Source organism: Streptomyces sp. NPDC006733, assembly GCF_040636125.1.
In the GTDB taxonomy this organism is placed as follows: Bacteria; Actinomycetota; Actinomycetes; order Streptomycetales; family Streptomycetaceae; genus Actinacidiphila.
Genome location: NZ_JBEYJD010000065.1, coordinates 13878 through 35999, shown reverse-complemented (window position 1 = coordinate 35999; position 22122 = coordinate 13878). Strand labels below are relative to the sequence as shown.

At 72.8% G+C, this 22122-nt stretch carries 19 protein-coding genes; 11 read left to right on the top strand and 8 right to left on the bottom strand.

All coding sequences use genetic code 11. From position 1 onward, the window contains the following. Nucleotides 1–359 precede the first annotated feature (359 nt). Together ABZ721_RS36865 and ABZ721_RS36860 are read left to right on the top strand one after the other, a co-directional pair. Complete coding sequence (locus ABZ721_RS36865; RefSeq protein ID WP_358793167.1) at nt 360–1040, top strand: hypothetical protein; 681 nt, start codon at nt 360–362, stop codon at nt 1038–1040. Continuing rightward, entirely contained in the window at nt 1037–2335 is a 1299-nt protein-coding gene (locus tag ABZ721_RS36860; protein ID WP_358793166.1) for a nucleotidyl transferase AbiEii/AbiGii toxin family protein, read from the top strand. The genes ABZ721_RS36865 and ABZ721_RS36860 overlap by 4 nt, the downstream gene beginning before the upstream one ends. Before the next feature lie 202 nt (nt 2336–2537). Here the strand turns inward: ABZ721_RS36860 and ABZ721_RS36855 are convergent, their stop codons facing one another. Then, a complete protein-coding gene (locus ABZ721_RS36855; protein ID WP_358793165.1) occupies nt 2538–2903 on the bottom strand; it encodes an SH3 domain-containing protein in 366 nt (121 codons plus the stop codon). A 344-nt stretch (nt 2904–3247) separates the two neighbouring features. Between ABZ721_RS36855 and ABZ721_RS36850 the strand changes: the two genes are divergently transcribed. The 4 genes from ABZ721_RS36850 (at nt 3248) to ABZ721_RS36835 (ending at nt 7417) form a co-directional block, all read left to right on the top strand. After that, on the top strand, nt 3248–4423 hold the full coding sequence (locus ABZ721_RS36850) for a histidine kinase (protein WP_358793164.1): 1176 nt from the start codon (nt 3248–3250) through the stop codon (nt 4421–4423). Beyond that, entirely contained in the window at nt 4420–5079 is a 660-nt protein-coding gene (locus ABZ721_RS36845; protein WP_358793163.1) for a response regulator transcription factor, read from the top strand. Before ABZ721_RS36850 ends, ABZ721_RS36845 begins: the two co-directional genes overlap by 4 nt. A 114-nt stretch (nt 5080–5193) precedes the next feature. Continuing rightward, nucleotides 5194–5835 (top strand): GPP34 family phosphoprotein, encoded by a 642-nt coding sequence (locus ABZ721_RS36840; RefSeq protein WP_358793162.1) that lies wholly within the window; start codon nt 5194–5196, stop codon nt 5833–5835. A gap of 16 nt (nt 5836–5851) precedes the next feature. Then, nucleotides 5852–7417 carry a carboxylesterase family protein gene (locus ABZ721_RS36835; protein WP_358793161.1) on the top strand — a complete coding sequence of 522 codons (1566 nt, stop codon included), beginning with the start codon at nt 5852–5854 and terminating at the stop codon, nt 7415–7417. Between the two features lie 146 nt (nt 7418–7563). Here ABZ721_RS36835 and ABZ721_RS36830 read toward each other — a convergent pair whose 3' ends face one another. After that, complete coding sequence (locus tag ABZ721_RS36830; protein ID WP_358793160.1) at nt 7564–8091, bottom strand: helix-turn-helix domain-containing protein; 528 nt, start codon at nt 8089–8091, stop codon at nt 7564–7566. Nucleotides 8092–8150: 59 nt separating this feature from the next. Here ABZ721_RS36830 and ABZ721_RS36825 point away from each other — a divergent pair, with 59 nt between their 5' ends. Further along, nucleotides 8151–9590, top strand: a complete 1440-nt coding sequence (locus tag ABZ721_RS36825; RefSeq protein WP_358793159.1) for an MFS transporter — start codon at nt 8151–8153, stop codon at nt 9588–9590. A 211-nt stretch (nt 9591–9801) separates the two neighbouring features. Here ABZ721_RS36825 and ABZ721_RS36820 read toward each other — a convergent pair whose 3' ends face one another. Then, complete coding sequence (locus ABZ721_RS36820; RefSeq protein ID WP_358793158.1) at nt 9802–10479, bottom strand: SMI1/KNR4 family protein; 678 nt, start codon at nt 10477–10479, stop codon at nt 9802–9804. Nucleotides 10480–10507: 28 nt separating this feature from the next. Then, nucleotides 10508–11092: a GNAT family protein gene (locus ABZ721_RS36815; RefSeq protein ID WP_358793157.1), complete on the bottom strand. Its 585-nt coding sequence runs from the start codon at nt 11090–11092 to the stop codon at nt 10508–10510. Between the two features lie 482 nt (nt 11093–11574). Here ABZ721_RS36815 and ABZ721_RS36810 point away from each other — a divergent pair, with 482 nt between their 5' ends. The 3 genes from ABZ721_RS36810 (at nt 11575) to ABZ721_RS36800 (ending at nt 14656) form a co-directional block, all read left to right on the top strand. After that, on the top strand, nt 11575–12870 hold the full coding sequence (locus ABZ721_RS36810; RefSeq protein ID WP_358793156.1) for a sulfite oxidase: 1296 nt from the start codon (nt 11575–11577) through the stop codon (nt 12868–12870). 201 nt (nt 12871–13071) lie between these two features. Next, a complete protein-coding gene (locus tag ABZ721_RS36805) occupies nt 13072–13719 on the top strand; it encodes a hypothetical protein (RefSeq protein WP_358793155.1) in 648 nt (215 codons plus the stop codon). A gap of 268 nt (nt 13720–13987) precedes the next feature. Beyond that, nucleotides 13988–14656, top strand: a complete 669-nt coding sequence (locus tag ABZ721_RS36800) for a Type 1 glutamine amidotransferase-like domain-containing protein (RefSeq protein ID WP_358793171.1) — start codon at nt 13988–13990, stop codon at nt 14654–14656. A gap of 140 nt (nt 14657–14796) precedes the next feature. On the opposite strand, the gene ABZ721_RS36795 is transcribed toward ABZ721_RS36800, so the two are convergent. The 3 genes from ABZ721_RS36795 to ABZ721_RS36785 all read right to left on the bottom strand — a co-directional run bounded on the left by ABZ721_RS36795 (nt 14797) and on the right by ABZ721_RS36785 (nt 19725). Further along, on the bottom strand, nt 14797–16245 hold the full coding sequence (locus ABZ721_RS36795) for a WGR domain-containing protein (protein WP_358793154.1): 1449 nt from the start codon (nt 16243–16245) through the stop codon (nt 14797–14799). Nucleotides 16246–16616: 371 nt separating this feature from the next. Beyond that, nucleotides 16617–18056, bottom strand: coding sequence for a SulP family inorganic anion transporter (locus ABZ721_RS36790; RefSeq protein ID WP_358793170.1), 1440 nt, complete (start codon nt 18054–18056; stop codon nt 16617–16619). Nucleotides 18057–18846: 790 nt separating this feature from the next. Further along, a complete protein-coding gene (locus tag ABZ721_RS36785; protein WP_358793153.1) occupies nt 18847–19725 on the bottom strand; it encodes an oxygenase MpaB family protein in 879 nt (292 codons plus the stop codon). Between the two features lie 167 nt (nt 19726–19892). Here ABZ721_RS36785 and ABZ721_RS36780 point away from each other — a divergent pair, with 167 nt between their 5' ends. After that, nucleotides 19893–20303: a VOC family protein gene (locus ABZ721_RS36780; protein WP_358793152.1), complete on the top strand. Its 411-nt coding sequence runs from the start codon at nt 19893–19895 to the stop codon at nt 20301–20303. Nucleotides 20304–20616: 313 nt separating this feature from the next. Here ABZ721_RS36780 and ABZ721_RS36775 read toward each other — a convergent pair whose 3' ends face one another. Next, a complete protein-coding gene (locus tag ABZ721_RS36775) occupies nt 20617–21915 on the bottom strand; it encodes a cyclopropane-fatty-acyl-phospholipid synthase family protein (RefSeq protein ID WP_358793151.1) in 1299 nt (432 codons plus the stop codon). Between the last annotated feature and the right edge of the window lie 207 nt (nt 21916–22122).

Sequence of the window (22122 nt, the reverse complement as noted above, 5' to 3'; positions counted from 1 at the left end):
GGCGACGCCCGCGCGATGTCATGCGCGGGCGTCGCCGCCGGCGGCTCGCGTCCCCCGGAACACGGGGCGTGCGTCCGCTTCCCCGTGATTCCGGTGGACCCCTCGAGGAGCTCCCTGGTCGCGCATGCGGGCCCAAGGAGGCGTCGGGGCGGGGCGAGGTGGTGACGGACATCAGCTCTTCGGCTGGCCGAACAGCGGGTACTGGGGCGGGGGCCGCACCCACTCGCGCGTCGCTGCCTACCGACTCGTTGGCCACCGTGAGCGACCATCCCCGGAGTGCGGTGTCACCAGTGCCGCGCAGGCGTGCGCTGCCCATCAATTGATTTCTGGTGGGCGCGCGGAGCTGACACGCTGTGGGCATGCACGGTCTGCGACCCTCCCCGGCCCCACTCCCGGCCCCCGTTCCCGATGTCGTCGGCGTTCTCGAGACGCACCTGACGGTGGTGTGCCCCGATACCCAAGCCGATCGGCTGGCTTCGTGGGCGGCCGCGAGGGAGTTGGGCTTCGTCCACATCGTGCTGGCGCGCGGGCGGACCCGGTCGCAGTGCATGGTGAACCTGGTCGGCGCGGGGTCGGCGGACGCGCACGGGCGCGCGGCGGAGCGGGTCACTGACGATCTGACGGCGGACGGCTTTTCGGTGGCCCGCCTCAAGACGGAGGCGGCGCCCTGGGCCGAGGGCGTGCCTCCCGATGACGTGACGGCCGCTGCGCAGGATCCCGCCCGGTACTTCGAGCACCACGTCAAACTGCTGTTGCCGGCGGGCCAGGACCGGGCGCTGTTGGAGGAGCTCGTGCTGCCGCACACCGCCCATGTGTCGTGGAATGCCCGTCGCGTCCGGGGCGACGGCCAGGTCGAACGGTTTGTCACCCAACGGTGTCACGGCGTGGGACGTACCACCGCCGCAGCGCGCCTGTCCGCCCTGCTTCGCACCCTGCACGCCACCACGTTCCCCGTCCTGGAAGTCGAGCGGGAGTTCGTCGTCCGCGACACCCACCTCGGCCTGGACGACGGATGGATAGGACAGGAGTCCCCGTCATGAAGTCCTCGTCCGACGACCCCGCGCAGACCTGGGCACGGCTGGGGTGGGGTACCGCCGATATCCCGCACGCGGAACTCGATGAGGCAACCCGGCTGCAGGCGGATCTGCCCCGGACCTTGCTGCCGGCCCCGCACGGCGCCGAGCAGCCGGCGATCTTCGATCCCGCTCTGAAGCAGTTTGCGCGCGCGTACCGGGCCGGGGAGCCCCGGTTCCGGCGCGCCGCCAAGGCCCGTGCCTGGCACCGGGCGCGGCGGACCGCGCTGGATGGGGTGCTCGCCGCGATCGCGGCCGGCCCCTGGGCGTCGCATCTGGTGCTGCGGGGCAGCGTGCTGATGGCGACATGGTTCCCCGAAGTGGCTCGCGACCCCGGCGACCTCGATTTCGTTGTGGTGCCACAGGATTGGGTGATGGACGGGCCCGAGAGTGCGGGACTGTTCGCGGGCCTGGCGCAGGACGCCGCCGCAGCTTGTGCCGGAGGCCCGGTGCGGATCGACGCCGCCGGCATGGTCACTGAGGAGATCTGGACGTACGACCGGGTGCCCGGCCGCCGCATGCTGCTGCCTTGGACGGCTGCGGGAACCGCGGGCGGCAGCATCCAACTCGACCTGGTCTTCAACGAGCCGCTGCCTGTCCCGGCCGAGCTCACCGACCTGCGCCCGTTGGGGGACGGCCCCGGGTGCCGCCTGCTGGCAGCCTCCACCGATCTGTCCCTGGCGTGGAAGCTGCTGTGGCTGATCAGCGACGCGTACCCGCAGGGCAAGGATCTGTACGACGCGGTCCTGCTGGCCGAGCACACCGGCCTGTCCTACGAGGTGCTGCGCGATGCCTTCGTTCTCGGCGGCTTTGAGGGGCTGCGGCCGCCGGGACAGTGGTGGTTCGAGACCCTGGAGGTGGGGGGTGAGTGGGAGCACTTCACCACCGAACACCCGTGGGTGCAGGAGACCGCCGAGCATTTCACCGACCGGCTCCACCGCGCGCTGGCACCGCTGCTCGCCGCGGCCGAGCAGCACGATCCCTACACGCAGTGGGTGTGCTGGCTGCAGCCGCTGGTGGAGTCCACCCGGGCCACACCGCCCGCCGACCAAGCCGCCTCCCTCGCACCCCTCGCCCGGGGCGGTCGGGACGGTTTGACGGCAGCGGTGATCATCCTGCGGGAGACCGTCGGCCGGCAGGTTCTCACCACTGAAGACGCCCTGCGCATCGTCCTGGCCGCGGACGACGCCTGGAGCGCTTGGCGCGACGACCCCCCGTGGCGGTCCCCACCCCAGATCCCCCACCCGGTGCCGTCACCGTGACCCGGCTCTGAAGGACCGAACTGCTGCAGGGCGCCGCGGTGTGCGAGCCGCGCCTTCGGTGACGGCCAGGAGGTCGTCGGCCGGGTGCGGCCGGTCGCCCGCGCCGGGGGCGGGCACCGCACCCCTCCGCCCTGCACCCCTCGGCAGTCCGAGGGGTGCAGGGCGGAGTCAGCGATGGGGTCGGCTCAGGGACGGCCAGGGATCACTTGCAGTACGGCACCGCGGAGAGGTTCTGCACGTACCGCGCCGCCACCCAGCCGGGCTTGCCGGCGCCGAGCCGGTACCAGAGCTTGTTGCCGTCGACGGTCTGGCCGACCTTCTTGCACTGCAGGGCCACGACCGCACCCTGCGGCAGCAGGTTCAGCCGCTTGGACGTGGTGGTCGCCTCCTGGCGCACCCACAGCCCCCCGTTCGCAACGATCTTGCCGCGCGGTTCCGCCGCCTTGGCGACGTCCTGGTGGGAGCGGGCAACAGTGCTGGTCGCGGCGGGCGCGGCCGCAGCGGCGGACCCAACTCCCGCGAGGATGCCCGTTCCGGCGAGAGCGGCGATCACACCAGCGGTAGCCACACGGCGCATAGCAGATGAGTACATTATGTTCCCTTTCAGTCCCTTTGGGATGTACACCCTGTATGACGGATACTCACGCCGGACGGTTGCCCCCACTCTCACGACTTGGCCGAGATCACCCGCTTGGGCCGAATATGACCCCCTCGCGCCGGTCGTCGCGATTCCGCTGGCCATAGGTCCAACGCCGACAGAGCCCGGTGCGGTAGCCGTTGAGGAGGTATCGCGTGAACTGACGGCTCGGCAGCCGGCGGCGCCTACCTGGCCCCAGCCGTCGCCCGCGACGGCCCGCACGCGGCAAGGGCCTGTTGCACGGTCAGGCCCGCGTGCCTGGCTAGGGTTGGGGCGTGAAGCACTGCAGCAGACCGTCGGCCGACCTGCCCGCGGGGGAAGAGGTGGCGCCGCGGGCCGCCCGGGCGTTGTGGTGGGGGTCGGCGAGTGTGGTTCTCGCGGTGCTGGGCACCGCGGTGCTGGTTGCCGGCGCCGGGCACCACTGGCGGCTGCCCGTGGCACTGGCCTTGGTTGGGGTGCAGGTCGCCGCCCTGCGGTGGCAGGTGCGGGCCCCGGTGGCCGTTCTGGCGGTGAACGCGGTGACGGGGCTCGCGGTGTGGAGTCTGCTGCCGGCCGTGACGTTGACGGGAGCGTTGCTCGCCGCGCAGGTTTCGTTGTGCGTGGTGTCGGCCGTCCGGCCGCGGCGGGTGTCGGTGGCGGCGCTGGCGGCGATGGGCCTGCCGGCGCTGCTGGCCCGCGCGGCGGGGGGCCTGCCGGCGCTGGCGGTCTACCTGCTGACGGTGGTGCTGGCCTGGACGTTGGGGCAGTGGCGCCGGGCGCAGCAGGCGCGGGCGCGGGCCGAGACGCGCCGGGCGGTGGCGGAGGAGCGGGCGCGGATCGCGCGCGAGGTGCACGACGTCGTGGCGCACACCTTGTCGGTGGTGGTCATTCAGGCGGGCGCCGCTGACGACGTGTTCGCCCAGCGGCCCGATCAGGCGCGCCAGGCGCTGCGGGACATCGAGACGGGCGCCCGCTCCGCGCTGGGCGAGTTGCGCCTGCTGCTGCGGGCGTTCGGGCCCGAGGCGACCGAGGACAGCGATGACAGCGACGGGGCCGGGGACCCGCGCGGGCCGGGTCCCTCATTGGCGCGCCTGGAGGAGCTGGTCGCGACCGTCCGGGCGACCGGGTTGACCGTGCAAGTGCAGCGGGAGGGCGCCACCGGCGAGCTGCCGGCCACCGTGGACCTGGCGGCGTACCGAATCGTCCAGGAGGCCCTCACCAACACCCTGCGGCACGCGGTCGGCGCCGACACGGTGCGCCTGCGCGTAACCGTCGACGGGCAGCAGGTGCACGTCACGGTGGTCGACAACGGGCGGACGGCACCACGCCGGGCCGGCGCGGCCCGGCCGGGACGCGGGCTGGTGGGGATGCGGGAGCGCGCCCGGCTGGTGGGCGGCAGCCTGCGCGCCGGTCCGCTGCCCGACGGCGGGTTCGAAGTGGCGGCGCAGCTGCCGGTGGAGGGGGCGGGATGACGGTGCGCGTGGTGCTGGCCGACGATCAGGAGCTGGTCCGTACCGGATTCCGCATGATCATCGACGCCCGGGAGGATCTTCAGGTGGTCGGTGAGGCCTCCGACGGCCGGGAGGCGGTGCGGCTGACGGCCGCGCTGGCGCCCGACGTGGTGCTGGTGGACGTGCGGATGCCGGTCCTGGACGGCATCGCGGCCACTCGGCAGATCGCGGCGTCGGGCAGCAGCGCCCGCGTGCTCGTGCTGACCACGTGGGACGCGGACGCACATGTGGTCGCCGCGCTGCGGGCCGGGGCGAGCGGCTTCCTGCTCAAGGACATGCGCCCGGCGGAACTCGTCGACGCGATCCGTCTGACCGCGCGCGGCGACGCACTGCTGGCGCCGGCCGTGCTCGGCCGCGTCCTCGACCGGTTCCTGCGCACCACGCCCGACGCGGCGCCGCCACCGTCGCTGCGGGAGTTGTCCGGCCGCGAGCGGGAGGTCCTCACCTTGATCGGTCAGGCACTGTCGAACGCGGAGATCGCCGCACGGCTGCGGCTGTCGGAGGCGACGGTCAAGAACCACGTCACCGCCGTGCTGCGCAAACTGGGTCTCCGCGATCGGGTCCAGGCCGTCGTCGCGGCCTACGACCACGGCCTGGTGCAGCCGCGCCGCCCCTGACCACGTCACCTCCTCCTGGAGGAGGAGAGCGCCCCGCGCTCCTCCTGCGTTCCCAGACCCGTCCCGTCCTCGTGGCCGATCCGCCGCCCCGGGCCCCGGCCCTAGCGTCGAGGGGTGAACGACGACCTGGCCTGCCTCATGTATCTGCTCGCCCACGATCCCGCGGCGCACGGCCCCTACGACCGGTCCCGCACCGAGCTGCTGGTCCGCACCGCCGCCCTGATCGACCTGGCGGTGCGCGGCCGCCTGCAGGAGGGCCGCGGCGGGAGCGTCATGGTCTCCGGGTCCGCACCGACCGGTGACCTGGTCCTGGACGGCGTGCTGCGCGATGCCGGCGCCGGGCACGGCTGGAAGCGCCTGGCCCGCCGCCACCGCAAGCAGTCCCTGTCCCAGGTGGAGGATCAGCTCACCGCGGCGGGAGTGCTCACCGTCATGTCCCCCCGCACCCGCCTCGGCACCCGGCGGGTGACCGTGAACGACCCTGCCGTCCTCACCGCTCTGCGGGCCCGCGTCTCCGCGGCGCTGCACGGCCGGGGACCCGTGGGCGCGCTGCCCGTCGCCGACGCCGCGCTGCTGGCGCTGGCCGCGGCGGGCGGTCTGCGGTCGGTGGTCTCCCGGCGGGACCTCACGACCTTCCGGGCCCGGATCGACGCGTGCACGGGGCAGCTGGCCACCGTCGCGCCGGGCCTGGAGAAAGCGGTACGCACCCTGCCGACCACCATGATCGCCGCGCACGGCGGCATGGGCGGCAGCTGACCGAACGGGGACAACCATGCACACCCACCGCGTCCTGACCTTTGTGGGCTGCGCCCTGGCGGCCGTCCTGGCGACGGCCTGGACCGCCGCGCCACCGCCTCCACCCGACCGGACCGCCCCCACGGTGGTCCACCTCCACGACGGTGCGCTGCGCGGCGCCACCCACGGCGGCTACCGCACCTTCGAGGGCATCCCCTACGCGGCGCCCCCGGTGGGCCCGTTGCGCTGGCAGCCGCCGCGACACGTCGCCTCCTGGACCGGGACCCGGGATGCGGCCCGGCCCGCGAGCGCCTGCCCGCAGCCGGCCGGCGAGGTACCCGGCGGCAGCATCGAGGAGGACTGCCTGCACCTGAACGTCACCACCCCCGACAGCGCGGCACCCGCTCGCCCCCGGCCGGTGATCGTATGGCTGCACGGCGGCGGCTTCACCACCGGCGCGGGCAGCTCCTATGACGCCCACCGCATGGCCACCCGCGGCGACGTCGTGGTCGTCACCGTCAACTACCGCCTCGGGGCGCTGGGCTTCCTCGCCCTCAGCGGGCTCCCCGGCTCCGGCACCTTCGGTCTGGCCGACCAGCAGGCGGCGCTGCGCTGGGTCCGCGCCGAGATCGGCGCCTTCGGCGGCGACGCGCACAACGTGACCCTGGCGGGCGAATCGGCGGGCGGCTACAGCGTCTGCGCCCAGCTCACCTCCCCCGACGCCGCCTCCCTCTTCGACCGGGCGATCATCGAAAGCGGCTCGTGCACCGGCCGCCCCGACCGGCCCTTCGCCCCGTCCTCCACACCCCTGTCCGTGGCGCGCGCCGCGGGCGCGGACCTGGCCGCGAAGGTCGGCTGCGGCGCGGCCCACGACGTGATGGCCTGCCTGCGCCGCGGGGACGTCGCCCCGCTCCTGGCCGCCCAGGGCACGGATCAGCAGCCCGCGTACGGCACGGAGCTGCTGCCCCGCGACCCGGCGGCGGCGATTGCGGGCGGCCGCTTCCACCGCGTCCCCGTGCTCCTGGGCAACACCCAGGACGAGGGCAACGGCTGGGCCGCCGGCATCGTCCAGGCCGGCTTCCCGGTCACTGCCGCCACTTGGCCCGACGTCGCCGCCACCTTCTTCCCCTCCCCCGGACAGGCACAAGCGATCGTCCGCGAGTACCCGGTGCGACACACCGGAGGGGGCGGCCCGGTGTTCGGCGCTGTCCTCGGCGACGCCAACTTCGCCTGCCCAACAGCGCGCACCGCCGGCCTGCTGGCCGCCCGAGTGCCCGTCTGGCGCTACGAGTTCGCCGACGAGCACGCCCCGCCGCTGACTTCGGGCACGCCGCCGTTCCCGCTCGGCGCCCCGCACGCCAGCGAACTGCCCTACCTGTTCGACCTGGGCGGCCGCCCCCGCGACCTGACCGCGGCGCAGCACCGCCTGGCCAACACCATGATCGACTACTGGGCCCGTTTCGCCCGCACGGCCAACCCCAACAGCCCGTCCTCGCCGCCCTGGCCGCACCCCGCGGTCCTGACCCTGGCCCCGGACCACATCACCCCCACGCACACAGCGGAACAACGCCACCACTGCACCTTCTGGACCGCCCTGGGATAATCACATACGGGCCGAGGCTCCGCCGAGCAGGCCGGCGGACCCTCGGCCTGTCCGACGTTGCTCCTGCGGGCGGGGGCCCTGGTGGGAGCGGCGCTGCCTGCCCTGCCCCCTCGCGGTGCGCCCTTCGGCGCTGGTCGTTGCTGCGGTCAGGCGTCGTCGGTCGGGCCGGTCCGGTCCCATCCCGGCGCCCGCACGTCGATCGTGACGCCTCCCGATCCGAGTTCCTCACCGCAGGTCCGGCAGGTCGACGTCGGATCGAGGTCGTGTTCCTCCTCGTGCTCGGAGCCGGGTGCGCCGTGGTGCCGGAAAGCGACCGGCGGGGCGTCCACCGCCCAGCGATCGCCCCAGGCCAGCAGGGCGCGCATCACCGGTGCGAGATCGCGGCCGGCCTCCGTGAGGTGGTATTCGAAGCGCACGGGGCGCTGGCTGTAGGCGCGGCGCTCGACGACGCCGACTTCTTGCAGGGCGCGCAGGCGGGCGGCGAGGCGGTCGCGGGGGGCGCCGGTGTTGCGGACGATCTGGTCGAAGCGCCGATTGCCGTAGAAGATCTCGCGGATGGCCAGCAGGGCCCAGCGTTCGCCGATCAGTTGCAGCGCGGCGGCCACGGAGCACGGCCGACCGGGCACGTCGGGGTGCGGTACCGCGTGCTCGTCCTGCTTCGCGTTCGGGGTCACGTTCCCATCCTCCCTCTAGTCCGTTGTGTTTTCAAACCCATGCGGCTAGCCTCCGGTCCATGACAGTTGGACATTCAAACCCACCACAGGCGTCCCGTGCCGTCTTCGCGACCGTCGCAGCCGCCGTCTTCATGTCGAACCTCGATCTGTTCATCGTCAACGTGGCTCTCCCGGCCATCGGTGACTCGTTCGGCGACAGCGACCTCGGCGCCCTGTCCTGGGTCCTCAACGGCTACGCGATCGTCTTCGCCGCGCTCCTCGTCGTCGCCGGCCGCGTCGCCGACCGCTCCGGACACAAGCCGGTCTTCCTGACCGGACTGGCGGTCTTCACCCTCGCCTCGGTCGGGTGCGCACTGGCGCCCAACGTCGCCACGCTGGTCGCCGCACGCCTCGTGCAAGCCGCCGGCGCCGCGCTGCTGATACCGACCTCACTGGCGCTGCTGCTCGACACAACCGCGCCCGCCAAGCGCCCCGGGGCGGTGCGGGCCTGGGCCTCGATCGGCGGCATCGCCGCCGGACTCGGTCCGGTCGCCGGCGGGCTGCTGGTCGAGGCCGGATGGCGCTGGGTGTTCCTCGTCAACGTGCCCGTGGGGATCGCGGCATTCGCGCTCGGCGTCAAGGTACTGCCCTCGCCCGCACGGGCTCGGACAGCCAACAGTCCGCTGCCCGACCTGTTCGGGGCCGCTCTGCTGACCGCGTCGATCGCCACGCTCGCCCTCGGCCTGGTCAAAGCGCCCGACTGGGGGTGGACCAGCGCCGGCACCCTCGGCGGTCTGGGCGCCGCGGTCGTGCTCGGCGCCTGGTTCGTCCTGCGCTCGGCCCGCCACCCCGTGCCCATCGTCGAACTCCCACTGCTGCGCGTTCCCGCGTTCGCCTCCGCCGCGGCCGCCCTGACCCTGTTCGCCATCGCGTTCGCCGGCATGCTCCTCGGCGCCGTGCTGTGGTGCCAGGGCGTGTGGGGCTACTCCGCGCTGCGCACCGGCTTCGCCATCGCGCCCGGCCCGTTGCTGGTGCCGCCGGTGGCGTTGCGGATCGGGCCCGCCGTCGCCCGCTTCGGTGCGGGCCGCATCGCGCTGGCGGGAACGGTCCTGTTCGCGGTCGGCATCCTGTGGTGGGCAGCCACACTCGACACCGACTCGGCCTACGCCGCCTCCCTCCTGCCCGGCATGATGCTGACCGGCCTCGGCGTCGGCATGACGATCCCGGTCCTGACCGGGGCATCGGTAGCCGCCCTGCCACCGGCCCGCTTCGCCACCGGCTCGGCCATCACCACCATGGGCCGCCAGATCGGCGCGGTCCTCGGCGTCGCGATCCTCATCGGCATCCTCGGCACCCCCACCCGCGAACAGGCGGTCGCCGCGTTCCAGCACGGCTGGTACGCGGTCGCGGCAGCGTCCCTGCTCGCCGCCTGCGCGACCATCCCGCTCCTCCGCACCCCGCGCCCCTCCGCCCCCACAGCGGCCGACGTCGCACAGGCCGCGACAGCCGGCGCCGCCTGAGCAGCGCGCTCCTTCCGTCGACGGACGCACGGGACGCGCACCGGCCCGACGGGCCGCACCGGGGCCGCGCTCGCAGGAGCGCGGCATCCGCGACTACCCGCCGGGCTTCCAGCGCAGGGAGCAGGCGGGCCGGCGCCCGACCAGACCCCCGCTGCGGCGCCCGCTGCACCGGGCCTGCCACCACCAATGCTCCGCCCGTCACCGCCACGGACTACGGTGCCGACGCCGCGGCACGCTCCGCATCGCTCAGCCAGGCGGTGTACCAGCGGGCGAACGTCACCGGGGTGTCGTGCTCGAGGAGCGGCAGGAGGTCGATGTCGTCCGCGCGGCGATCGGACCAGATCGTGCCGCGGTGGCGGCCGCTGATGACCAGCCACTCCCTTTGGGCGCAGCCCAGGTGGGAGATGGCGATGGCGCCGACGGTGCGCTCCGGGGCGAACATGACCGCCTCCCAGCGCGCGTCCCACGCCTCCATGGCGTCGTCGTAGTCCTCCAGGTCGTCGAGATCCTCTTCCTCAGGGCGTTGGGACAGGAGGTCATCGAGCAGCTCGGGGTCCGGACCCCGGTCGGGAAACGGTTCGGCAAGCCGGGAGAGGTCGGCCGGCTCCGCGCCGTCGCCGTCCCAATACCAGCGGCCGTGCACCCGGCGGACGGGGAACAGGCCGTAGGCCGGTCCGGCGCCTCCCGCGCCGACGTGGACCAGGAAGGCCCGGTACTCCTCCGGCAGCCGCACACCGATCTGGGCTTCGAGCTCCTCCACCTCCTGAGCGGTCAGCGGATCCTCCACGAGCCACTCGTGTCCCAGGGCCCCGAACACCGCGCGGCCCGCCGGCACCGCACCCGCCGCCTCGACCCGTTGACGCAGGTCCACCCACCACTGATCCGTCATGTGCCGACCGTATGGGCCGCCACCGACATCACCCGCGGGAGGGCTCCGGGGACGGCGCTCCGAGGTCGCGGTGCGGCGCCCACATCTCAGCGGTGATGGCCCACCGTTCGTGGTCCCGCCACGCGCCATCGATGAACTGGAAGGCGGTTGAGTAGCCCTCACGCTGGAAGCCCAGGCGTTGGATGAGGTTCAGCGACCGGGTGTTGTCCGGCTGGATGTTCGCCTCCAGTCGGTGCAGGTTCAACGCGTCGAAGGCATGCTGCAGGGCGAGTTTCAGTCCTTCGGTCAGGTAGCCGTGGCCGGTTGTGGAGGCGTAGGCCGTATAGCCGATGGTGCCGGTCTGGAGGGTGCCCCGGATGATGTTGTTGATGTTGACGCCGCCCACGATCGCGCCCGTCGTGCGCAGGCAGATGACGAATCCCTCGTGGGTGGGCTGCTCGAATCGCTGGAGGTAGCTCTCGAACGCCTCAGCGCCGCTCTCGCGGGCGCCCAGCCAGCGGCGCAGCATCTCCGCGCTGTCTTGGGCAAGCGCGGTGAGCTCACGGTAGTCCTGACGACAGACGTGGCGTATGGCCACCCGCGGCCCGTGCAAGAGGTAGTCATGGTTCCCCATACGGGGATCCTATGCAGCCGGATACCCCGCAGGTGGAGAGCTCTCGTGCCGTCGCCGCCGCAGCGCTCAGCCGAGCCGGCAGGAGCGCAGCGTCCCACCACTGCCACCAGGCGGCACAATTGCGTCGCCGACCAACGGCAGCGCTTCGGCACCGCAGAGTGGATCGCCGACCCCACGCTGGGCGGAGCTGTGACGGTGCTCCGCCGATCCACCCCGGTCGCGGTTTTCGGATACGCCGGACGGGCCCGCCGGGCCGGCCGTAACATCGGGTCCGTGATCGCCGACAGCCGTATCTCAGCCGTGTGCCGCCTTGTGCCGCGCGGCTGTTGTTGCTGACCTTCGCTTCGGCTCCACCCCTCCTCCGCCCGGCCGCGGGCACCGTCGGCGTACGCCACGCGTGTGCGCTCACGTCCGCGCCCATCGACAGCGCTGGAGGCGAACCACCCTTCTGTCCACCCTCTTCCCCCGAGAGGCATGTCCCCATGCGTAGCGACGAATCGACCTATGACCGGCACCGGTTGGCCCAGTGGCTGGCCGGTGAGGCGCGAGCGGACGGTGTGTCCCGCCGTGACCTCCTGCGGCTGGCGGCTGCCGCCGGCGTGGTCACCACGTTGGCCACCCTGCCGGGACCAGCAGCGGCCGCCACCCCCGCCGCCGCGCCGGGCCCCGGAATCGTCAAACCGCTCCCGCCGGAGCTGTTCACGATCCGCGGCACCAACGCCGAGACGAACTGGGCGGGGCTGCGAGGGACGGGCTTCCATACCCCGGTGGACCGGTTCTTCGTCCGCAACCACACCTCGACGCCCGTGCTGGACCGGGACACCTGGACCCTCAAGCTCTGGGGCAGCGGCCTGCGTGGCGCACCGGATGCCACCCGGCCGGTGGAGTTCGACTACCACGATCTGCGTCGCATGCCGTCCGTGACGATCAACGCGTTCGTCGAGTGCGCGGGCAACGGCCGCAGCTACTTCACCTCCCAGCAGGGCGACACCGTCGCCGGAACCGCCTGGACCCTCGGCGCCATCGGGACCGCCCGCTGGCGCGGTGTCCCGCTCTCCCATGTCCTGCACCGTGCCGGGCTGAGCCGGAACGCCGTGGACGTCCAGCCGCGCGGCCTGGACGACGACTACGTGTCCGGCGGGGTGAACCTCGGCCGGGTGCGGCGCCCGCTGCCGGTGGCCAAGGCCGTCGACGACGTGATCCTCGCCTTCGAGATGAACGGCGAGCCGCTGCCGTACGACCACGGCTACCCCGTGCGCGTGATCGTGCCGTCCTGGGTCGGTATCTCCAACATCAAATGGGTCGGCGACATCGAGGTCGCGGACCAGGCGCTGTACTCACCGTGGAACACCGACTTCTACAAACTGTTCGGTTCCGCCTACCCCGCGGGCGGCAGCGCCCCGCTGACCCGGCAAACCCTCAAGAGCGCCTTCGAGACCGCCCCCGGCGCGACGTTCGCCGCAGGCACCCGGCATCGGTTGACCGGCCGGTCCTGGTCCGGCAACGGGGGCATCCGGCGCGTCGAGGTCAGTACCGACGACGGAGTCACCTGGCAGCGCGCCCGGCTGCACGATCGTCCCCGCGCGGCGGCGTGGTCCCGCTGGTCCGCCGACTGGCACCCCGACACGCCCGGCCCCACCGCCCTACTGGCTCGCGCCACGGACACCACCGGCCGCACACAGCCCGTGCGGACCACCCCCAACACCCAGGGCTACCTCTTCGACGCGGTCGTCCGCCACCCCGTCAGCGTGACGGCCGGGAGCCGGTCCCGGCCTTGACCCCACCGTCCCGGGGCTCGCACCACCGGACGGCCGGGCAGGGCGGGCAAGTGCGCCGGTCCGGCCGTCCGGGAGGCGCCTGGCGGGTGAGTGCGGTACACGGCACCGGGAGGCGGGCTGTCGGTGCCCGCAGTGTGCGCTGGCGGGGCCGGTGGCTGCGCTGGCGGCTGTCATGTCCGAGGGCTTTGGTAGACAGGACGAGTGGACAGAGAGCAGTGGATGACAGCGCTCGGCAACGATCCGCAGGCCGCACTGGAGCTCGGATGCCGGATTGTTGCGACGGCGGGCGTCGATGAACGGCGGCACGCGGAGATCCCGTTCACGATCGCGCGAGACGGCGACCGCACGACGGTGTGGCACGCGGCCGAGGCCTACGCCCAGGAAGCTGATGGCCGGGCCGCACGCTGGATGGCAGAAGGAGCGGCGTCCCTCAGCGACCCCGACGGCATCGTCGTGGACCACCTGACGTTGCCGATCCGCAGCATGGAATACGACACCGACCGCTGGATCGCTGATCACCAGGACTGGCGAATCGCTGTGCAGTGCGCGGATCCGGCCCGCGCGATCGGCGCCCTGCATGCGGCCGAACCGCGCCTCTACCGTGTCGCCAACGACGGCAGCATGCAGCCGGATATCCCCTGCGGACTCACCGGCCCCCCTGGGCCCTGGTACACGCCGAACGGTGTCAGCGTGGATGAGGGCTCTCCCCTGATCTGGTTGGACTGCAAGGGTGGCGTCTTCCCCCTCATGGCCCGCACCGTCCTCGAAATCGTCATCGAGGAGCTCCTCGCGGCCGGTATCACGCGAGCTGAGCTCACCACGCCCGCGGTGGAGAAGCCCCTGCTCTGAGGACACCGCGGGCGCCGGTGCCGATGGGCACTCTGCGCTGCGCGAGGCGCGCGGGGGACGTGCTCCCGTCCTCCTGCCCAGAGGCCGGCGGCGGGCGGTCGACGCTGGGTGCGTCGCGAGCGTTGTCGGCGTGCACGGGGCGGCGTCGGGCGCCTCTGCGCGCCGCCGTCGGCTGCCCTCGCACGGTGCAGGCGCAGGCCCTGCCCTGCCTGTGTGGGGAGATCGTGGGTTCGTTGCGGGCACCCGGCAGCCATGCTTGGATCACCCGATGAACTATCTGTTGACGGCCAGTGGCCTGCGCAACGACACGCTGCGGGACGCGTTGCGGGAGATGTTGGGCAAGCCGTTCGAGTCGGCGAACATCGTCTACATTCCCACGGCATCCGTCGCCGAACCCGGCGACCACGGGTGGGTCGTCGCGGACATCAACCGCCTGCACCGATTGGGCTGGCGTGAGTTCGACATCCTGGAGCTGAACGGCCTGCCCCGGCAGATGGTGCTCGACCGGCTCCTCCGCGCCGACGTCATCTACGTCGGGGGTGGCAACCACTATCACCTCGCGCGCAGCATCACCGACAACGGCCTGGTCGACGGCTTTCTCGAGGCGCTGGAGAGCCGGGTCTACGTGGGGGTCAGTGCCGGATCCATGATCTTCAGCCGTCATCTCACCGAACACTCCGCCGAGGTCATCGGGGACACCGCGGATCTCCACGTGCTCGGCGCGACGACCGTGCAACCACCGTTCGGCCTGTTCGACTGGTATCTCAAGCCCCACCTGTACTCGCCGGATTTCCCCGAGCGGGTCGACGCCTGGGCTGATCGCATCGCCGCGCGGGCGGACTTCCCGCTCTACTTCATCGACGACGACACGGCCCTGCGCGTCAGGGACGGCGAGGTGGATGTCCTTTCCGAAGGCCGGTGGCGGTTCCACCCGTAACGCACCGCGTGAGGACGGGCCCCGGACCGGGCGGCGCCGCACCCGCGGGCACGGCACCACCCGGTCCGGGGAGGCAGGTCTTGCTCCTCGGCGCCCTCCGGCGGGTGCGGTCCAGTGGCCGCCGTAGGCCGCGTCCGGAGCTACACCAGTCGCTTGATCTCGCCGCGTACCCGGTAGAAGCCGCCGGATGAGGTGTGCAGGGCGTCGACCACGTAGCGGGCGCCGACCTGCCGGATCGAGCGCGGGAACTGCACGTGCCACGTCGGCTCGAAGCCGTCCGAGAGGACGTGGACCCGCAGTCGCCCGCCCACCTGCACGCATTCGACGAGGATTCCGTCCCCCGGTGCGGGCACCGCGCTCACCGTCGCCAGGGTCGCCGCCGGGGTGTACGTCGGCAGTGCGGCGGCTTCCTTGACGTCCCGGGCCACCGGCACGGTGCCGGTCTGCGCCGCGGCGATCGCCGCCGCGCTGGCGTCGATGCAGGCCAGCGAGCCGTCCGTGGTCACGATGTAGAGCTTCTCGTCCCGGTACTGCATCGACAGCGCCGAGCCCCCGCCCGTGCCCAGCTTCCACAGCCGGGTGCCGTCCGCGTCGAAGCAGTAGACCGAGGAGGCGGAATCGCCCGCGAAGACGTACTGGCCGCCGGAGGAGGTGGCGCAGGAGTACACGGCGGTGTCACAGGTGTACGTCGCCTCGATGCGGCCCGTTGCTTTCGACAGCCGTTCCACCACGCGCCGCCCGGTGCCCGCGTAGACCGCGGTGTCCTCCTGCCACCCGAAGAGCACGTTGCCCGTGGTGCGGGTGTGCCACAACTCACCGCTGCCGTCGGCCGCGTAGGCCGTCACCCCGTGGGTGTGTCCGTGGAAGACCGCCCGGTCGTCCGCTCGCACCATCCAGGCGTTGGAACCGGCTGACTTGCGCGACCACTGGAACTCGTCCTCGTGGTCGATGACGGTCAGCCCGCCGTTGCGGTCGGCGACGTTCAGCACGCCCTCGTGGATGTCCAGCCAGAAGATGTCCACGTCGTCAGCGATCTCGTAGGCGGCGAAGGGCACCTTCGACGACAGGTCGTACACCTTGCCGTCGTCACACCCCGCGTAGATCCAGAAGTCGTCCGCCACCAGGCACTTGACGCCGTCCGGCAGCGAGAACCGGGCCAGCACCTCGCCGTCGTGGCCCAGGGTGTACACATCGCCGCGCTGGTTCCCCACCCAGCAGCGGTCCTCGTCGATGTGGATCCCGAAGGCCGAAGCGCCCGTACGGAACCGCCACAGCACCGGCGCCGTCGCCCGCGCGGTGGAGGGCGCCGAGGTCACCTGGCGGCGCGTCACCGCACGCGCGGCGCGCTGCCCCGGCACCGCCGGCGCGTATCCCTTGCGTACCTTCTCGCCTATCTTCTTCGCCGCCGCGGCCTTCGCCTTCTGCGCCGTGGGGAACGTCGAGACCTGGAGCTGCCCGTCGGCGCCGATCCGCCCGTAGCGCACAGAGACCGTCGCGTCGGCGACGGTCACCTCGTAGAACTTGTGCGCCCCGCCGTCGTCCTGCGACAGCTCCAAATACGTCGTCTCGTCCGCCTGCGCAGCCGCCATGGCACACCCCTCCCCAGGGACCGGCCGGTGCGGCCGATCTTCAGTGACTTCAACCTAGCCGCCGCTACTGACAGCAGCCATGCACCGTTGTGACCGAAGGTCAGGGTCCTGGAGCGAGGCGTGGTGCGATTGCGGTGCAGATGGTCGGCGATGCCGGGGTCGCGCAGATCACGACCACGAGGAGTGAGACGCCGGCTTCACCTGCACCCGGATCCGGTCCCGGGCGAATGCGCTCCGGTGGGGGGGTGGGCGATCGTGGCCCCCGTTCCCGGGGCCGCTGCCGAGGCCGGCGGTAGAACGGCGCCGGCATTCCTCGGCCGGGTCCGCCGAACGGATTCGGCGGACCCGCTGACCGTTGTGCCGTCGCCGGGTCAGGCGGCGGGGGTGACGCGGACCGGCACGGTGCCTTCGGCGCTGTGGCGGGCGGCCCAGTTCTTGAGGGAGGTGCGGCAGGCGTGGTCGGCGTAGTGCAGGCCGGACAGGCTGAGTTCGATGGGGCGGTTCTGCGGCAGGGCCTCCAGCACGTCGAGGATCTTCGGCAGGCGAAGGAAGGTCGCGCTGCCCTTCAGGTGCGCCTGGATCGGACCGGTGCCCGCGTCGACCACTTCCACGTGCACATGGGAGGCCTCCCAGGCGGTCTTGACCACGGCGAGCCCCAGCCCGATCAGGACGCCCTCGAACATGTTCACCGCCACGATCGCCACGGCCGTGACCACCAGGATCAGGGCTTCGCCGCGGTGCTCCCGCCACAGCACGGCCAGCCGCTTGACGGGGATCAGCTTGCCGCCGGCGTGCACCAGCACGCCGGCGAGCGCGGCCAGGGGGATGACGCCGAGCGTGGCGGGCAGCAGCGCGGCGAACAGCAGGAGCCACAGGCCGTGCAGCACCCGGGAGGCCTTGCTGCGGGCCCCGGCCTGGACGTTGGCGGCGCTGCGGACGATGACCGCGGTCATCGGCAGCGCCCCGATCAGGCCGCAGACGGCGTTGCCCGCGCCCTGCGCCATCAGTTCCTTGTCGTACTGGGTGCGCGGGCCGTCGTGGAGCCGATCCACCGCTGCCGCGCTGAACAAGCTCTCCGCCGAGGCGATGAGGGCGAAGGCCAGCACGGTCCCGATGGTGCCGACTTCGGCGATGCGGGCGACATGCCCGAGGTCGGGCTCCTGCACCACTCCCAGCAGCCCTTTCACCTCGACTTTGGCCACCGGCAGGGCGAACAGCGCCGAGGCGAGGGTCGCGAGGCCGACGGCGGCCAGGGGTGCGGGCAGCAGTTGCGCCTTGGCGGGCAGTCGCTTCCACACGAGCAGCACCGCGATGGTGCCCGTGCCGACGGCGAACGCGGTCAGGGAGGTGGTGGAGCGGGCAGTGTCGAACAGCAGGGCGGGCAGCCCGGCGATCTTTCCCAGTCCGCTGGCGGGAGCTTTGCTGTCGGCCAGGGAGTAGAGCTGGCCTGCGATCAGGACCAGCCCGATGCCGGCGAGCATGCCTTCCACGACCGCGACCGAGATGGCGCGGAACCAGCGGCCGAGCCGCAGCGCGCCCATGAGCACCTGCAGGAGGCCTGCGGCCAGGACCAGCGCGCCCAGGGCGGGCAGGCCGTAGGCCTGCACCGCTTCGTAGACCAGCACCGTCAGTCCGGCCGCCGGCCCCGACACCTGCAGGCTGCTGCCGGGCAGCAGGCCGGTGACCAGGCCGCCGACGATGCCGGTGACCAGGCCGAGTTCGGCCGGTACGCCGGACGCGACCGCCACCCCCACACACAGCGGGAGGGCGACGAGGAAGACCACGAGGGAAGCGGTGACGTCCGCCCGCAGGGCGAGGGGCCCGGAGTGGGTGGGGCGGCGCGGGCCGGTCCGCGGCAGGCGGCCGGGTAAACGCGCGCTCACTGCGGGCGGGCGGTGTCGATCGCCGGGGAGGGCTGGTGAGCTGCGACGGTTGCGCTGTCGCGAGAGGGGGCGGCGCCCGGTATCGCCGGCCGGTGGGCCCTGGCCGCGTCGGCGACCGATGGGCGGTGCACGACGCCGCGTCGGGTCCGTGGTGAGGGTGCGGGTGCCGGGGGGCAGGCCTGCTGCGGCGGCTGGAGGGTCCGTTGGTCGCGGCGGCTCGGGCAGGGTGACGGGTTCATGGGGGTGCCTCCTTGAAGCCCCTGGGGGCGTCGGTGTGACGACGTGCGGGCGAGTCGCGAGGACTGTCGGTCAGCGCGGGGGGGGTGAGGTCGGTCGCGGGGATGCTCGGCGGCTCCGGCCGAGCGCGGCGGCAGGGAGACGCCTTCCGCCCGTTCCGGCGTACCGCGGTCCGGCTGGGTGCCGGGACGCGAGGCGACGGGCGGCGGTGTGCTCGGCGGTCCGATCGGCCAGGAGGTCTCAACGTCCGGCGGATAGCGGAGGGATGTCCGGGAGACGGTTTCCGCGAGCATAGCAACGCTGCGTTAATAACATGTCAACACAGTGCAACCAAGCCATGAGTTGGCTGGAACATCAGGTCGCGGCAAAGCGGCGCTCCCGCCGTGCCGCCGGCGCTCCGGGCGTCTGCCGGCATGCCGGCCAGGATCTCCGCCCGGCCCCCGCGGGACGTCGTCCGCGCGCTACGCCTGCTGGATCGGGCCTACGGGACCGGATCGACGTCGGGCGGCGTCATCGCCCAGCGGATCACCTTGGTCAGGGCATGTCCCGACAACCGGACCCCGGTCTCCTCGACGCCCGGTACGTACGGCAGTGCGAGCGGCAGCCGGGCCCACAGCGGGAGCGTGGCCACGGCGTTCGCGGCGAGGACGGCGTAGGGCGGCCGCGCCAGCAGTGGCAGCGGCGGGTTGAGCAGGATGAAGCGCGCCGCTTCGCGTGCCTCCCGAGTGGCGCGCAGTTCCTTGCGGTAGCGGGCCAGGCGCTCGGCGAGTTCGGCCCGGTCGCGCGGCGGGTCCACGACGCCGAGCGCGGTGGCCACCTCGGCGGTGTCGGCGACGTAGCCGTCACAGCCCGCGTCGTCGAGCGGGTGGGCTCCGTAGCGCTGGTGGGCGCGCAGGAAGCTGTCCACCTCGGCGACGTGCACCCATCCCAGCAGGTGTGGATCCGCGGCGCGGTACGGCTCTCCCGCCGCGGTGCTGCCGCGTACGCGCTCGTGCACCGCCCGCACCCGGGCGACCGCTTCCTGGGCGTCCTGCGCCGGGCCGTAGGTCGTCACGGCGAGGAACGTGCTGGTGCGCTGGAGCCGGCCCCAGGGATCGCCGCGATACCCGGAGTGCGCCGCGACAGCGGCCATGGCCAGCGGGTGCAAGGACTGGAGCAGCAGGGCCCGCAGCCCGCCGATGAACATGGACGCGTCGCCGTGGACCACGCGGATGGGGCGTTCGGGGCCGAACCAGCGCGGGCCTGGCGTGTCGTGGATGCGGGCGCGGTTCGTCGCACCCTCGGGGCCGGCGACCCGGCTGAACAGGGTGCTGCCGAGTCGCGCCCGCAGGTCGGTGAGCGTTGGTGCGAACAGGTTCACCTGTCAAGTATCCACCCGCCGAGACACCGCGTCAGTAAGGGCCGATCGGGCCGGGCTCGCTCCAGGCTGTGGTTGCGCGACGGCTCCGCCGGGAGGACACGGTCCGCGTCCGCCGCTGGGGCCGGTTTCGCCGGCCGACTCAATTAATCATGTGGCAGGATCGCGGGATGCTACGACTCACCGACTTCATCATCGACTGCCCGGACGCGATGAAGCTCGCCGCCTTCTACTCCGAGGTGGTGGGGCTCCCGGTCAAGGAGGACAGTACCGAGGACTGGGCTGGTATCCAGCTCGGCGGGATCGAACTGGCCTTCCAGCCGGTGGAGGACTACCGCGCCCCGCAGTGGCCCGACAGCGAGCACCCCAAGCAGTTCCACCTCGACTTCGAAGTCGACGACATCGAGGCCGAACAGCGCCGCGTCCTGGCCCTCGGCGCGACCCTTGAGCGGGACTGCGTCGGCCCCAACGGCTACGGTTTCCGCGTCTACACCGACCCCGTCGGCCACCCCTTCTGCCTCTGCCGCAACAAGGGTGTCGTCTGGACCGAGCAGGGCCCTGTCTGGCCCCAGCGCGCGTAGCGCGTGGCGCCCGTGGCGCCCGTGAGCTGAGCGGCGGCGTGTGCCGCTCAGCAGGCCACGCGATCTCCGGTCCGGGGTCGTCGACCCAGCCGATCCCGGCACCGGAGACCGCGTGGCCCGACTGGCCGGTGCGGGTGGACTTCGACCCTCCTGCGCACGCATCGGCACGCCGCCGGCGCCCCTCGGCGGTCGGATGCCCCGCGCGAGCAGCCCGGCGTAGGCACGCCGGAGCCGGGCGATCACGCGGTGGTCCGCCCCGGTTGAGCGCGCCGGGACATCCGACGGCTTCCTCGGTGGGTATCGGTGCGCACGCTCAGCGCGGTTGCTCCGGCTCGTACCAGCCGCGCGGCGTCGGGGGCATGGCGGTGTCGCCCTCTCGGGTGGGCCGTACAGCGAGGATCTGGTCGACGCCCATGCGCCGTTCCGCGAACGCCGCCGCGCCACCGACCAGGTAGAGCCGCCACACGCGCGCGGTGGGCTGCCCGACCAGGGTGACGAAGGCGTCCCAGTGCTCTTCCAGCGTCTGCCGCCAGGCGTCGATGGTGCGCGCATAGTGCTCCCGCAGTGCCTCCACCGACCGGACTTCGAATCCCGCCGATTCCAGGAGGTCGACGGTCTGGCCGACCGGCCGCATGTGCATGTCGGGGGCGATGTACGTTTCGATGAACGCCCCGCCCCCCGGCGCGTGGGCGCCGCGCGACATCTGCTGCACCAGCAGGCGGCCGCGCGGCTGGAGGAGGCTGCGGAGCTGGCGGGCGAACGCCGGGTACTCGACGTCCCCGACATGCTCGCCCATCTCGATGGCGCTCACGGCGTCGTACCCGCCGCCCTCGATATCGCGGTAGTGCCGCAGCTGTACCTCCACCCGGTCGGCCAGACCCAGCTCGGCGACGCGCGCGGTGACGAAGTCACGCTGCTCCGACGACAGCGTCACCGCCGTGACCTGTGCCTGGTACGCGCGGGCCGCATGCAGGCTCAGGGCGCCCCATCCGCAGCCGACGTCCAGCAGCCGCATGCCCGGTTCGAGGCCCAGTTTGCGGCAGACCAGATCGACCTTGTCCCGTTGGGCGTCGGCCAGGTGGTAGGAGGGATCGTCGGGCCGGGTCCAGTAGGCGCAGGAGTACGCCATCGACTCGTCCAGCAGCAGGGCGTAGAAGTCGTTGGACAGGTCGTAGTGGTGGCTGATGGCGGCCCGGTCGCGTGCTGAGCTGTGCAGGGCCCCGCGCAGGCGGGCCCGCGGGGTGTGGGGAGCCGGGGGCCGCGGGCCCACGACGCCGAGCCGCACGGCGCCGGCTGCCAGTTCCGCCAGTTGGCGGGGGCTGTGCCACGGCGCTGCGGGTCCGCGGTCGCGCACGTGCTGCCAGATAGCGCCCAGGGCCGTGCCGACGTCGCCCTCGACGTCGAGGTCACCGGCGATGTAGGCCTCGGCCAGGCCCAGCTCACCGGGTTGCCACAGCAGTCGGCGCAGAGCCTGCGGCGAGCGCACGATGACGACGGGCGCTGCGGGTGGCCCCGCTTCGCTGCCGTCCCAGGCCCGCACGCGGACGGGCAGCGGTCCGGGCAGAACGCGGGCGAGGAGCGCGCACAGCCGCTGCGCGATGGAAGACGTCATGAGGTGATTCCCTGGGTTGTGGGGTGCGGGCGGTGGTGTCCTCGCCCGTCCGGTGGGAGGGGACGGTCGCGGGCCGTCACCGGCAGCCCGGGCCAGTGCCGATGCGGGCGAGGACGCGACAGCGCGGCCCCTCGTGTCGTGGTGCCGCCCCGACCGGCGCTGCTTTCCCCGGCTTCCCGCCCATGACCGCCCGGTCCTTTCTGCGCG